The 12,343-nt window shown below is 68.7% G+C and carries 13 protein-coding genes; 11 read left to right on the top strand and 2 right to left on the bottom strand.

All coding sequences use genetic code 11. From position 1 onward, the window contains the following. Positions 1 to 42 precede the first annotated feature (42 nt). A complete protein-coding gene (locus FBZ83_RS20815; RefSeq protein ID WP_145687823.1) occupies positions 43 to 246 on the top strand; it encodes a DUF3008 family protein in 204 nt (67 codons plus the stop codon). 40 nt (positions 247 to 286) lie between these two features. Here the strand turns inward: FBZ83_RS20815 and FBZ83_RS20810 are convergent, their stop codons facing one another. Further along, complete coding sequence (locus FBZ83_RS20810) at positions 287 to 892, bottom strand: DedA family protein (protein ID WP_145687810.1); 606 nt, start codon at positions 890 to 892, stop codon at positions 287 to 289. A gap of 210 nt (positions 893 to 1,102) precedes the next feature. Between FBZ83_RS20810 and glpD the strand changes: the two genes are divergently transcribed. From glpD to FBZ83_RS20765, 9 genes are all read left to right on the top strand, one after another. Further along, positions 1,103 to 2,644, top strand: coding sequence for a glycerol-3-phosphate dehydrogenase (gene glpD / locus FBZ83_RS20805; protein WP_145687797.1), 1,542 nt, complete (start codon positions 1,103 to 1,105; stop codon positions 2,642 to 2,644). A gap of 80 nt (positions 2,645 to 2,724) precedes the next feature. Next, a complete protein-coding gene (locus FBZ83_RS20800) occupies positions 2,725 to 3,828 on the top strand; it encodes an ABC transporter ATP-binding protein (RefSeq protein WP_145687788.1) in 1,104 nt (367 codons plus the stop codon). 16 nt (positions 3,829 to 3,844) lie between these two features. Continuing rightward, positions 3,845 to 4,933 (top strand): ABC transporter ATP-binding protein, encoded by a 1,089-nt coding sequence (locus tag FBZ83_RS20795; protein ID WP_145687781.1) that lies wholly within the window; start codon positions 3,845 to 3,847, stop codon positions 4,931 to 4,933. After that, positions 4,933 to 5,817, top strand: coding sequence for a carbohydrate ABC transporter permease (locus tag FBZ83_RS20790; protein WP_059399526.1), 885 nt, complete (start codon positions 4,933 to 4,935; stop codon positions 5,815 to 5,817). The genes FBZ83_RS20795 and FBZ83_RS20790 overlap by 1 nt, the downstream gene beginning before the upstream one ends. 15 nt (positions 5,818 to 5,832) lie before the next feature. Next, positions 5,833 to 6,630, top strand: a complete 798-nt coding sequence (locus tag FBZ83_RS20785) for a carbohydrate ABC transporter permease (RefSeq protein ID WP_014242527.1) — start codon at positions 5,833 to 5,835, stop codon at positions 6,628 to 6,630. A gap of 19 nt (positions 6,631 to 6,649) precedes the next feature. Then, on the top strand, positions 6,650 to 6,943 hold the full coding sequence (locus tag FBZ83_RS20780; RefSeq protein ID WP_014242528.1) for a DUF2160 domain-containing protein: 294 nt from the start codon (positions 6,650 to 6,652) through the stop codon (positions 6,941 to 6,943). 58 nt (positions 6,944 to 7,001) lie between these two features. Beyond that, positions 7,002 to 8,756: an ABC transporter substrate-binding protein gene (locus tag FBZ83_RS20775; protein WP_145687774.1), complete on the top strand. Its 1,755-nt coding sequence runs from the start codon at positions 7,002 to 7,004 to the stop codon at positions 8,754 to 8,756. Between the two features lie 156 nt (positions 8,757 to 8,912). Continuing rightward, positions 8,913 to 10,418 (top strand): glycerol kinase GlpK, encoded by a 1,506-nt coding sequence (gene glpK / locus FBZ83_RS20770; protein WP_145687765.1) that lies wholly within the window; start codon positions 8,913 to 8,915, stop codon positions 10,416 to 10,418. A 12-nt stretch (positions 10,419 to 10,430) separates the two neighbouring features. After that, entirely contained in the window at positions 10,431 to 11,204 is a 774-nt protein-coding gene (locus tag FBZ83_RS20765; protein WP_145687757.1) for an SDR family NAD(P)-dependent oxidoreductase, read from the top strand. Here FBZ83_RS20765 and FBZ83_RS20760 read toward each other — a convergent pair. Further along, on the bottom strand, positions 11,194 to 11,775 hold the full coding sequence (locus FBZ83_RS20760; protein ID WP_186466148.1) for an AAA family ATPase: 582 nt from the start codon (positions 11,773 to 11,775) through the stop codon (positions 11,194 to 11,196). The two genes, FBZ83_RS20765 and FBZ83_RS20760, sit on opposite strands and share 11 nt — an antisense overlap. Before the next feature lie 49 nt (positions 11,776 to 11,824). Between FBZ83_RS20760 and FBZ83_RS20755 the strand changes: the two genes are divergently transcribed. Then, entirely contained in the window at positions 11,825 to 12,292 is a 468-nt protein-coding gene (locus FBZ83_RS20755) for a flavodoxin family protein (RefSeq protein ID WP_145687753.1), read from the top strand. Positions 12,293 to 12,343 lie beyond the last annotated feature (51 nt).

The raw sequence follows: 12,343 nt of genomic DNA, 5'->3' as shown, positions 1-12,343 counted from the left end.
TGTTGATGGAAAGCGCTTTCACATCACAGGTGGAGGGATCGGATGAGCAAGGCGGAATCCAAGAAGCAGCAGATGGCCGCCGGCGCGGCGCTGGCGGCTAAGCGCGGCGAGCAGCCGGAGTCCAGTCTGCGCGGCGCGTCGAAGGACATGGCGAAATCGATGAGCGAAAAGGAACTGCGGGAGATGGCGTCCGCCAAACGCAAGGACCTGCCCACCCGCGGTTCGAAGGACGATGCCAAGGAGTGAGGGAGGCCGGCTCAGCGGACACTGACGGGGGCACTCCCCGTCAGTTCTGCTCCTGCGGACGGAAGGTGGCGACGCGGTACGCGTACCAGCCGGCGAAGGCGGCGATGACCAGCTTGGCCACCGGGTCCATCCAGCCCGACACCTTGTCGTATTGGCCCTCCAGCAGATAGCCGGCGCCGGCCAGGACCAGCGACCACAGGGCCGTTCCGAGGGTCGAATAGACCAGGAAGCGCACCAGCCCCATCCCGGCGATCCCGGCGGGGACGGAAATCAGCGTGCGCACCGCCGGGATCAGCCGCCCGATCAGCACCGATGCCGCGCTGTGGCGGCGGAACCAGCCCGTCGCCTCGTCGACCTGCGCGGGAGCCACGGTCAGCCAGCGGCCATGGCGGGCAGCCAGCCGCTTCAGCCGCTCGCTGCCCAGCCACCGCCCGGCGTAGTACCAGAACAGCGCTCCGGCCACCGACCCCACCGTGCCCGCCAGCACCACCAGCGGCAGGCTGAGGTCGCCGCGGGCGGCGACGAAGCCGGCCAGGGGCATGATGAGTTCCGATGGGATGGGCGGAAAGACGTTCTCCAGCAGCATCAGAAGCGCGATGCCGGCGTAGCCGCCGCCTTCGACCATGTCTGCGATCCACTCGAACACGCGATCCTCCGCTTCCGGTTGCCTGGATAACCCGCCGGCGCCGTGGGAGTTCACCGGCTCTCCCAACGAGGGAGGGTGGATGGCGCCATGACCTTTCGTATCGCTTTCACTTTTTTCGTATTGCGGCCCGTCGAACCCTCGGCTACCGTTTGAAACGAAAACAAAGGCGCAGACCGCAAGGGGCGGGCGCACAGCGGAGAGGAGGGATGGATGGCCGGGGTCTACGACCTTGCCATCGTCGGCGGCGGCATCAACGGCTGTGGCATCGCGCGCGATGCCGCGGGGCGGGGCTGCTCCGTCTATCTGTGCGAACAGAAGGATCTGGCGTCGGGCACGTCCTCGGCCTCGACCAAGCTGATCCACGGCGGCCTGCGCTACCTGGAATATTATGAGTTCCGGCTGGTCCGCGAGGCGCTGCGCGAGCGCGAGGTGCTGTGGCGCATGGCGCCGCACATCATCTGGCCGCTGCGCTTCGTTCTGCCCCATCTGCCCGGCCTGCGGCCCTCCTGGTTCCTGCGGCTGGGCCTGTTCCTCTACGACCATCTCGGCGGGCGGGAGAGGCTGCCGGGCACGCGCGGGCTCGATCTGCGCGGCGATCCGGCGGGAAAGCCGCTGAAGCCCGGTTTCGGTCGCGCTTTCGAATATTCGGATTGCTGGGTCGACGACGCGCGTCTGGTGGTCCTGAACGCGCAGGACGCCGCCCGCATGGGCGCGACGATCCGCACCCGCACCCGCTTCCTGGGCGCTGTCCGCGAGGATGGCCTCTGGACCGTGACGGTGGAGGACACACGCAGCGGCCAGCGCAGCAGCATCCGCGCCCGCGCCCTTGTGAACGCCGCCGGCCCCTGGGTGTCGGAGGTGATGCGGCAGGGGGCGCGGTCCACGGTGGACGCGCGCATCCGTCTGGTCCAGGGCTCGCACATCGTGGTGCCGAAGCTGTTCGACCACGACCGCTGCTACATCTTCCAGAACGCCGACAAGCGCATCGTCTTCGCCATCCCCTACGAGCGCGACTTCACCCTGATCGGCACCACCGACAACGACTACCAGGGCGATCCGGCGGACGTCCGCGCGTCGGAGGCGGAGATCGCCTATCTCTGCGCCGCCGCCGGCGATTATTTCGCCAAGCCGGTGACGCCCGCCGATGTGGTGTGGACCTATTCCGGCGTCCGCCCGCTGTACGACGACGGCGCCTCGACGGCGCAGGCGGCGACCCGCGACTATGTGCTGGCGCTCGACGCGCCGGGTGACGGCAAGGCGGCGCTGCTCAACATCTTCGGCGGCAAGATCACCACCTACCGCCGTCTGGCCGACGCGGCCATCGCCAAGCTGGCGCCCTTCCTGCCGAAGCTCGCACCCGGAGCTTCGGACTGGAGCAGCGCCGGCACCCTGCCGGGCGGCGATTTCCCGGTGGACGGCGGGGCGGCGCTGGCCGCCGAGCTGCGCGGGCGGGCGCCCTTCCTGACCCAGCCGCATCTGGAGCGGCTGGTGCGCACCTACGGCACCCGCGCCCGCCGGATTCTCGACAGCGCCGCACGGCCGGAGGATCTGGGCCGCGACTTCGGCGGGACCCTGACCGAGGCCGAGGTCCGCTATCTGATGACGGAGGAATGGGCGGAGACCGCCGAGGACGTGCTGTGGCGCCGGACCAAGCTGGGGCTGCGGCTGGACGCCGCCCAGACCCAGGCGCTCGACGCCTTCATGACCGAGGAGCGCAGCCGGAGGGAGAGGGCATCCGACGCCGCCGAATAGGGGGCGTGGAACAGCGGCTGAAAACACAGCGACAAGAACCATCTCAATAAAGAAAAAATGAATATTGGGGAGGAAGGCCGGTGGGCTTGGTTCTGGACAAGGTCAGCAGGCATGTCGGCGGCCACGTTCACCTGGAGAACGTGTCGCTGAGCCTGGAGCGTGGGTCGCTGAACGTTCTGCTGGGGCCGACCCTGTCGGGCAAGACGTCGCTGATGCGGCTGATGGCCGGGCTGGACGTGCCCAGCGCCGGGCGTGTGCTGGTGGACGGGGTGGACGTGACGGGGCGGCACGTCCGCGAACGTTCCGTCGCCATGGTCTACCAGCAGTTCATCAACTACCCCTCCCTGACCGTCTACGAGAACATCGCCTCGCCCCTGCGGGTCGCCCGCCGGCCCAAGGACGAGATCGACCGCAAGGTGCGGGAGGCCGCGCGCCTGCTGAAGCTGGAGCCCTACCTGCACCGCACGCCGCAGCAGCTGTCCGGCGGCCAGCAGCAGCGCACCGCCATCGCCCGCGCCTTGGTGAAAGAGGCGCAGCTCGTCCTGCTCGACGAGCCGCTGGCCAATTTGGATTACAAGCTGCGCGAGGAGCTGCGGGAGGAGCTGCCGAAGATCTTCGCCGCGACCGGCGCCGTCTTCGTCTACGCGACGACGGAGCCGGCGGAGGCGCTGCTGCTCCGCGGCAACACGGCGACGCTGTGGGAAGGGCGGCTGGCGCAGTTCGGGCGCACGCCGGACGTCTACCGCCGCCCGGCCAACCTGACCAGCGCGCGCGTCTTCTCCGACCCGCCGCTCAACACCATGCGGGTGCACAAGCGCGGCTTGCAGATCGTTCTGGCGACGGGCGAGCATGGGCCGGCGCGCGGCGTGCTGGCGGAGCTGCCGGACGACGACTACACCATCGGCTTCCGCGCCGACCACCTGCACCTGACGCGGCCCCACGCCGACGCGCTGTGCTTGAGCGGTGCGGTGGCGGTCAGCGAGATCACCGGCTCCGAGAGCTTCGTCCACATCGACCTGCCGCGCACCGATGGCGGAACCGACCGCTGGGTCGCCGTCACGCGTGGCGTGCTGGAGGTCGAGCCGGGCGAGCGGATCGAGTGCTTCATCGACCCGCGGCGGCTGTTCGTGTTCGGCCATGACGGGCGGCTGGCCGCGGCGCCGCCGCTGGTCATGGCGGCGTGACGGGAGGGCGGACGGCATGGCGCGCATCGACCTTCAATCCCTTGGCCACAGCTACACCCCCAACCCGAAGAGCGACGACGACTACGCGCTGAAGCCGATGACCCATGTGTGGGAGCAAGGCGGCGCCTACGCGCTGCTCGGGCCGTCGGGCTGCGGCAAGACCACGCTGCTGAACATCATTTCCGGCCTGCTGACCCCCAGCGAGGGGCGGGTGCTGTTCGACGGCAAGGACGTGACGGCCCTGCCGACCGAAGCGCGCAACATCGCCCAGGTCTTCCAGTTCCCCGTCGTCTACGACACCATGACGGTCTACGAGAACCTCGCCTTCCCGCTGCGCAACCGCGGCCTGCGCGGGGCGCCGCTCGACGCGCGGGTGCGGGAGATCGCCGGGCTGCTCGACCTGACGGCGGACCTGAACCGGCGTGGGCGGAACCTGACCGCCGACGCCAAGCAGAAGATTTCGCTGGGGCGCGGGCTGGTCCGCCCGGACGTGGCGGCCATCCTCTTCGACGAGCCGCTGACCGTCATCGACCCCCATCTGAAATGGGAGCTGCGGTCGAAGCTGAAGGCGCTGCACCGCGCGCTCGACCTGACGATGATCTACGTGACCCACGACCAGACGGAGGCGCTCACCTTCGCCGACAAGGTGGTGGTGATGCATGACGGGCGCGTCGTGCAGGTGGGGCGCCCGCAGGAGCTGTTCGAGCGCCCGGCCCACGTCTTCGTCGGACATTTCATCGGATCGCCGGGCATGAACGTCCTGCCGGCCGAGGTGTCGGGCCGCGCCGCGCGGGTCGGCGGGCACGTCATCGCGCTGCGCCGCGGCTTTCCAGCCCTGAATGGCGGAGCAAAGATCGAGATCGGCGTGCGGCCGGAATTCGCCACGCTGGCGCCCGCCGGGGCCGGCGGCGTGCCGGTGCGGGTGCGCCGGCTGGACGATCTGGGGCGCACGCGCATCGCGCGGGTGGAGCTGTCGGGCCTGCCGATGGCGGCGACGGTGCCGGAGGATCTGACGCTGGCGGGGGACGAGGCGTCGCTGCTGCTCGACCCCGCCATGGTGCATGTCTACGCGGACGGAACGCTCGTGGAAGGGGAGGCGGCGTGATGGATAAACCCGTCAACCAGGGGGCATGGCTGCTGGTCCTGCCGGTTCTGCTGATCGTCGCCTTCTCGGCCATCCTGCCGCTGATGACGGTGGTCAACTACTCGGTGCAGGACACCTTCGGGAACAACCAGTTCTTCTGGAACGGCATCGGCTGGTACCAGGAGCTTCTCGACCCCTCCACCGACCTCGGCGGGCGCTTCTTCGACGCGCTGTGGCGCAACCTGCTGTTCTCGCTGCTGATCCTGCTGATCGAGGTGCCGCTGGGCATCGCCGTGGCTCTGAGCATGCCGCGCCACGGCTGGCGGGTGGCGGCGACCCTGGTGGTGCTGGCGCTGCCGCTGTTGATCCCGTGGAACGTCGTCGGCACCATCTGGCAGATCTTCGCCCGCGAGGACATCGGCCTGTTGGGCTGGGCGGTGAACCGGCTGGGCATTCCCTACAACTACACGGCGGACCCGCTGTCAGCCTGGGTGACCATCGTGACGATGGATGTCTGGCACTGGACCTCGCTGGTGGCGCTGCTCTGCTACGCCGGCCTGCGCTCCATCCCCGACGCCTTCTATCAGGCGGCCCGCATCGACGGGGCGTCGCGCTGGGCGGTGTTCCGCAACATCCAATTGCCGAAGATGCACCGGGTGCTGCTGATCGCCGTGCTGCTGCGCTTCATGGACAGCTTCATGATCTACACCGAGCCCTTCGTCGTGACCGGCGGCGGTCCCGGCAACTCGACGACCTTCGTATCGATCGACCTCGTGAAGCTGGCGCTGGGGCAGTTCGACCTGGGCAAGGCGGCGGCGCTGTCCATCGTCTACAACCTGATCATCCTGGCGGTCTGCTGGGTCTTCTACACGGTCATGACCCGCATGGACGCGCAACGGAACTAGCAAAGGAAACGGGCCATGCTGCGCGCACGGATCGTCCTCACGCTCTACATCCTGTTCCTGATGCTGCCGATCTACTGGCTCGTGAACATGAGCCTGAAGACGAACACCGAGATCGTCAGCGGCCTGACGCTGTGGCCGCACACCCTGACCTTCGAGAATTACCGGCGGATCTTCACCGATTCGTCCTGGTATTCGGGCTATCTGAACTCGCTGCAATATGTGGCGCTGAACACGGTGCTGTCGATCGCGCTGGCTTTGCCGGCGGCCTACGCCTTCTCGCGCTACCGCTTCGTCGGCGACAAGCATCTGTTCTTCTGGCTGCTGTCCAACCGCATGGCCCCGGCGGCGGTCTTCGCGCTGCCCTTCTTCAACCTCTATTCCGCCATCGGGCTGTTCGACACGCCGCTGGCCGTGGCTCTGGCCCACTGCCTGTTCAACGTCCCGCTGGCGGTGTGGATTCTGGAGGGCTTCATGTCCGGGGTACCGCGGGAGATCGACGAGACCGCCTATCTCGACGGCTACAGCTTTCCGCGTTTCTTCGTGAAGATCTTCATGCCGCTGGTGGCCAGCGGGATCGGCGTCACCGCCTTCTTCTGCTTCATGTTCAGCTGGGTCGAGCTGCTGCTGGCGCGCACCCTGACCTCGGTGGACGCCAAGCCCATCGCGGCGACGATGACGCGCACCGTCTCGGCCTCCGGTATGGACTGGGGGCTGCTGGCGGCGGCGGGGGTGCTGACCATCCTGCCCGGCGCGCTGGTGATCTGGTTCGTGCGCAACTACATCGCCAAGGGCTTCGCCCTGGGCCGCGTCTGACGGGAGGGAGGACGCCGCCATGGACACCGTCACCGAACATCTCGCCTGGATGGCCTGGACTTGGCAGACCGGCGCCTTCTTCGCCGTCATCGCCGGGCTGCTGACCCTGCTGACCGTCCTGGCGCTCAACCGGCCGGAGGTGGCGCGCCCCGGCGTGCTGGGCATCACCACGACGCGCGGCGACCGGCTGTTCATCACGCTGCTCGGCAGCGCCTTCATCCACCTCGCCTGGCTGGGGCTGGTGGGCGGGGAGGTGCACTACGCGACCGCGCTTTCGCTTCTCTACGCCGCGGCGGTCTTCCGCTGGGTGTGACGGCCGGCCTGTGTCGGCCGGAACGGGCCTATAACAATGGAAACGGGAGGAATAAACGATGCGTACCCTGTATCTCGCCTCCGCATCCGCGGCGGCGCTTCTTCTGTCATCAGCCCCGGCCTTCGCCGACATCGAGGCGGCCAAGCGCTGGATCGACAGCGAGTTCCAGCCTTCGACCCTGTCGAAGGAGGATCAGCTGAAGGAAATGCAGTGGTTCATCGACGCCGCCAAGCCCTTCGCCGGGATGGAGATCAACGTCGTCTCCGAAACCATCACCACCCATGAGTACGAAGCCCGGACGCTCGCCAAGGCCTTCAGCGAGATCACCGGCATCAAGCTGCGCCACGACCTGATCCAGGAAGGCGACGTGGTCGAGAAGATCCAGACTCAGATGCAGTCCGGCAAGAACATCTACGACGCCTGGATCAACGACAGCGACCTGATCGGCACCCATTTCCGCTACAAGCAGGCCGTGGCGCTCAGCGACTGGATGGAGGGGGAGGGCAAGGACGTCACGTCCCCCACGCTGGACGTGAACGACTTCATCGGCAAATCCTTCGGCACCGGTCCGGACGGCAAGCTCTATCAGCTTCCCGACCAGCAGTTCGCCAACCTCTACTGGTTCCGCTACGACTGGTTCCAGCGCCCGGACCTGAAGGAGAAGTTCAAGGCCAAGTACGGCTACGAGCTGGGCGTCCCGGTCAACTGGTCGGCCTATGAGGACATCGCCGAGTTCTTCACCAACGACGTGAAGGAGATCGACGGCGTCAAGGTCTACGGCCACATGGACTACGGCAAGAAGGACCCGTCGCTGGGCTGGCGCTTCACCGACGCGTGGCTGTCGATGGCCGGCAACGGCGACAAGGGCCTGCCCAACGGCAAGCCGGTGGACGAGTGGGGCATCCGCATGGAGGGCTGCAGCCCGGTCGGCTCCTCCGTCGAGCGGGGCGGCGACACCAACGGCCCCGCCGCGGTCTACTCCGTCACCAAATACGTGGAGTGGCTGAAGAAATACGCGCCGCCGCAGGCCGCCGGCATGACCTTCTCCGAATCCGGTCCGGTGCCGGCCCAGGGCAACGTCGCGCAGCAGATGTTCTGGTACACCGCCTTCACCGCCGACATGGTGAAGGACGGTTTGCCGGTGGTGAACGCCGACGGCACGCCGAAATGGCGCATGGCCCCGTCGCCAAAGGGCGCCTACTGGAAGGACGGCATGAAGCTGGGCTATCAGGACGCCGGGTCCTGGACGCTGCTGAAATCCACCCCGGTGGACCGCCGCAAGGCGGCGTGGCTCTACGCCCAGTTCACCATGTCCAAGTCGGTCAGCCTGAAAAAGAGCCATGTCGGCCTGACCTTCATCCGGGAAAGCGACATCTGGGACAAGAGCTTCACCGAACGCGCGCCGAAGCTGGGCGGGCTGGTCGAGTTCTACCGCTCCCCGGCGCGCGTGCAGTGGACGCCGACCGGCGTGAACGTGCCGGATTACCCGAAGCTGGCGCAGCTCTGGTGGCAGAACATCGGCGACGCCTCTTCCGGCGCCAAGACGCCGCAGGCGGCGATGGACGCGCTGGCCGCGGCCCAGGACTCGGTAATGGAGCGTCTGGAGCGGTCGGGCGTGCAGGGCGAATGCGGGCCGAAGCTGAACAAGAAGGAGTCGGCGGAGTTCTGGTTCGCCAAGGCCGAGAAGGACGGCACCACCGCGCCGCAGCGCAAGCTGTCCAACGAGAAGCCCAAGGGCGAGACGGTGGACTACGACCAGCTCATCAAGTCCTGGCCGGCCTCGCCGCCGAAGAAGGCCGCCATGGCGCAGTGATGTCGTAAACACCTTGAGATAATCCTCTCCCCTCTGGGGAGAGGGCAGGGTGAGGGGGATGCGCTTTTGCCGGACGCACCGCCAAGCGCAACCCCCTCACCCTAAACCCTCTCCCCAGAGGGGAGAGGGGAAAGAAGAAAGACCATAGGAAAGACCATGCCTGAAGCCGGCCACGTCCTCGCCATCGACCAGGGGACCACCTCCACCCGCGCCATCGTCTTCGACCGGCGGGGCGTTCCCGCCGGGATCGCCCGGCGCGAGTTCGCGCAGCATTATCCCGCCGACGGCTGGGTGGAGCACGATCCGGAGGACATCTGGCGCGACACCGTGGCGGTGATGCGGGGCGCCGTGGACGAGGCCGGGCTGAGCGCCGCGGACATCGCCGCCATCGGCATCACCAACCAGCGCGAAACCACCGTCGTCTGGGACCGCCGTACCGGCGAGCCGGTGCACCGCGCCATCGTCTGGCAGGACCGCCGCACATCCGACCTCTGCCGCAAGCTGGTCGAGGAGGGCTGCGGGCCGCTGGTGCGGCGCAAGACCGGGCTGCTGATCGATTCCTACTTCTCCGCCACCAAGATCGCCTGGATTCTCGACCATGTCCCCGGCGCGCGGGAGCGGGCGGAGCGGGGTGAGCTGTGCTTCGGCACCATCGACAGCTTCCTGCTGCACCGGCTGACCGGCGGGCGGGTGCACGCCACCGACGCGACCAACGCCTCGCGCAGCATGGTCTTCGACATCCACCGCCAGGACTGGGACGACGAGCTGCTCGCCCTGTTCCGCATCCCCCGCGCCATGATGCCGGAGGTGCTGGACAGCAGCGCCGAGTTCGGCGCGACGGAGCCGGACCTGCTGGGCCGCGCCATCCCGATCACCGGCATCGCCGGCGACCAGCAGGCGGCCACCTTCGGGCAGGCCTGCTTCCAGCCGGGCATGGTGAAATCGACCTACGGCACCGGCTGCTTCGCCCTGCTGAACACCGGCGACGAGCCGGTGGAATCGCGCGCCAACATGCTGACCACGGTGGCCTACCGGCTCGACGGGCGGACGACCTACGCGCTGGAGGGCTCCATCTTCATCGCCGGGGCGGCCATCAAATGGCTGCGCGACGGGCTGGGGATCATCACCCACGCCTCCCAGACCGACGACATGGCGACCCGCGTTCCGGACAGCCACGGCGTCTATCTGGTGCCGGCCTTCGTGGGCCTGGGCGCCCCCCATTGGGACCCGGAGGCCCGCGCCGCCATCTTCGGCCTGACGCTGGACGCCGGCCCGGCCCACATCGCCCGCGCCGCATTGGAGGCGGTGGCCTTCCAGACCCGCGATCTACGGGACGCCATGGTTTCCGATTGGTCGGCCGCGCACACGGCGACCTCCGACGCGCTGCGGGTGGACGGCGGCATGGCGGCGAACGACTGGCTGTGCCAGTTCCTGGCCGACGTGCTGGACCTGCCGGTGGAACGCCCGGCGGTGATCGAGACGACCGCGCTGGGCGCCGCCGGGCTGGCCGGGTTGAAGGCCGGAGTCTACCGCGATCAGGCGGCGCTGGCCGGCGCCTGGCGTTGCGACCGCCGGTTCGAGCCGCGGATGGACGCGGCCAAGCGCGCCCGCCTGTACGACGGCTGGCTGGACGCGGTGCGCCGCGTGCGCCGCGAACGCTGAGGGGCCGGAGCCATGACTTTGTTGGGCGAGGATCTGCGCGGCAAGCGCGTGCTGGTGACCGGCAGCAGCCGGGGCATCGGGGCGGCGGTGGGCACCGCCTTCGCCAGCCTGGGCGCGCGGGTGGCGCTCCACGGCTCCGGTGGCAACGACGCCGCGGCCCGGCTGGCGCTCGCCCTCACTGCGGGCGGGACGGAGGTCTACGCCGTCAGCGGCGACTTCCGCGACCCGCGCGCCGTGGAGTCGGCGGTGGACGCGGCGGTGCAGGCGCTGGGCGGGCTGGACATCCTCGTCAACAACGCCGGCACCATGGTCGGGCGGGTGCCGCTGGAGCGGATCGGCGACGATTTCCTGGACGAGGTGATCGACCTCAACCTGCGCTCCGTCGTCGTGGCCTGCCGGCGTGCCCTGCCGGCGTTGCGCGCCGCGGGGTGCGGGGCCATCGTCAACACCGTCTCCATCTCCGCCCGCACGGGAGGCAGCCCCGGCTCCTCGATCTACAGCGCGTCGAAGGCCTTCGTCTCGACCTTCACCCGCTCCCTGGCGGCGGAACTGGCGCCGGACCGCATCCGCGTCAACGCCGTCTCGCCCGGCACCATCGACACCGATTTCCACCAGCGCTACTCCTCGCCGGAGAAGCTGGCGGCGACGGCGGCGCGCATCCCGTTGGGCCGGCTGGGCACGGCGGAGGACTGCGTCGGCGCCTATCTGTTCCTGGCGTCGGAGGCGCTCAGCGGCTACATCACCGGGCAGGTGATCGAGGTGAACGGCGGTCAGCTCATGGCGTGAGCGGGGCGGGCGTGATCGGCCCCGGTCCGCCAAGCTGCTCCAGGACGAAGCGCAGCCGCTCCGCCACCGGCGCCTTGGGCAGTGTGACCAGCTCGTAACCCAGCCCGCCGTAAGTCTCGACCATGGCGTCGTGGGTCGCCACGGCTTCGGCGAGGGTCTGCCGGCGCTCGGTGTCCGTCCCGAAAATCTCCGGCCAAGGCGGTGCCACGAAGACGGTCCGGTGATAGCGGAAGCGGCGGGCCGCCGTTTCCAGATGCGCGGGAACCGGACGCTTCATCAGGCGCAGGTAGCCGATGACGTCCGGGATGCCGCGGTCGAAGAAGACCGTTCCCGCCTGCTCCCGCGCGAGGCGGAGGGAGCGCAGTTCCCAGCACAGCATCAGCTCCGCGAAGGCCGACGGGTCGATCCAAGGCAGCGCCGGACCGCCGATGGCCGTCTGGTCCTGGATGATGGCGCGGCCCGCTTCCACGCTGTGGGCGTAGCCTTCGCGGGCCAGCGCGTCGATCAGCGTGCTTTTCCCGGAGCCGGGGCCACCCGTGACGACGACGAGGCGGCGCGCGTCTTCGCTCATGGGACGTCCTCCTGTGTTGTTGGTAGAGTCGCCGTGGAAAGGACGAATCATGCCGCCCAAACGCCTCCTCGTCGTCGCCCATTGCCCGTCGCCCAACACGCGGGCGCTGCTGGACGCCGTGCTGCGCGGGGCGCGGTCGCCCGAGGTGCAGGGGGTTGAGGTGGTGGCGAAGCCGCCGCTGGAGGCCGGGCCGGAGGACGTGCTGGAGTCGCAGGGCGTGATCCTCGGGACGACCGAGAATCTGGGCACCATGAGCGGGGCGCTCAAGGATTTCTTCGACCGCAGCTATTACCCCTGCCTGGAGCGCACGCAGGGGATGCCCTACGCGCTGTTCGTCCGGGCGGGCCATGACGGGACGGGGACTTGCCGCGCCGTCGCCTCCATCACGACGGGGCTGCGCTGGCGTCCGGTGCAGGACCCGCTGGTCTGCCGCGGCCCCTACCGCGACGATTTCGCCGCCTCCTGCGAGGAGCTTGGGCTGCTGATGGCCGCCGGGCTGGAGGCGGGAATCTTCTGATGGCCTATGCCCGGCGGGGTGGCATCTATCGGGAGTGCTATTGACGACACC

The organism is Azospirillum brasilense, assembly GCF_007827815.1.
Lineage (GTDB): Bacteria > Pseudomonadota > Alphaproteobacteria > Azospirillales > Azospirillaceae > Azospirillum > Azospirillum brasilense_C.
The sequence above is the reverse complement of the archived record's forward strand: the minus strand, read 5'-3'. Positions and strand labels throughout refer to the sequence as shown.

Excerpts from the sequence above, each read along its gene's own strand:
- FBZ83_RS20815 (WP_145687823.1), top strand. The coding sequence starts at position 43 with ATGAGCAAGGCGGAATCCAAGAAGCAGCAGATGGCCGCCGGCGCGGCG.
- glpD (WP_145687797.1), top strand. The coding sequence starts at position 1,103 with ATGGCCGGGGTCTACGACCTTGCCATCGTCGGCGGCGGCATCAACGGC.
- FBZ83_RS20795 (WP_145687781.1), top strand. The coding sequence starts at position 3,845 with ATGGCGCGCATCGACCTTCAATCCCTTGGCCACAGCTACACCCCCAAC.
- FBZ83_RS20790 (WP_059399526.1), top strand. The coding sequence starts at position 4,933 with ATGGATAAACCCGTCAACCAGGGGGCATGGCTGCTGGTCCTGCCGGTT.
- FBZ83_RS20785 (WP_014242527.1), top strand. The coding sequence starts at position 5,833 with ATGCTGCGCGCACGGATCGTCCTCACGCTCTACATCCTGTTCCTGATG.
- FBZ83_RS20780 (WP_014242528.1), top strand. The coding sequence starts at position 6,650 with ATGGACACCGTCACCGAACATCTCGCCTGGATGGCCTGGACTTGGCAG.
- FBZ83_RS20775 (WP_145687774.1), top strand. The coding sequence starts at position 7,002 with ATGCGTACCCTGTATCTCGCCTCCGCATCCGCGGCGGCGCTTCTTCTG.
- glpK (WP_145687765.1), top strand. The coding sequence starts at position 8,913 with ATGCCTGAAGCCGGCCACGTCCTCGCCATCGACCAGGGGACCACCTCC.
- FBZ83_RS20765 (WP_145687757.1), top strand. The coding sequence starts at position 10,431 with ATGACTTTGTTGGGCGAGGATCTGCGCGGCAAGCGCGTGCTGGTGACC.
- FBZ83_RS20760 (WP_186466148.1), bottom strand. The coding sequence starts at position 11,775 with ATGAGCGAAGACGCGCGCCGCCTCGTCGTCGTCACGGGTGGCCCCGGC.
- FBZ83_RS20755 (WP_145687753.1), top strand. The coding sequence starts at position 11,825 with ATGCCGCCCAAACGCCTCCTCGTCGTCGCCCATTGCCCGTCGCCCAAC.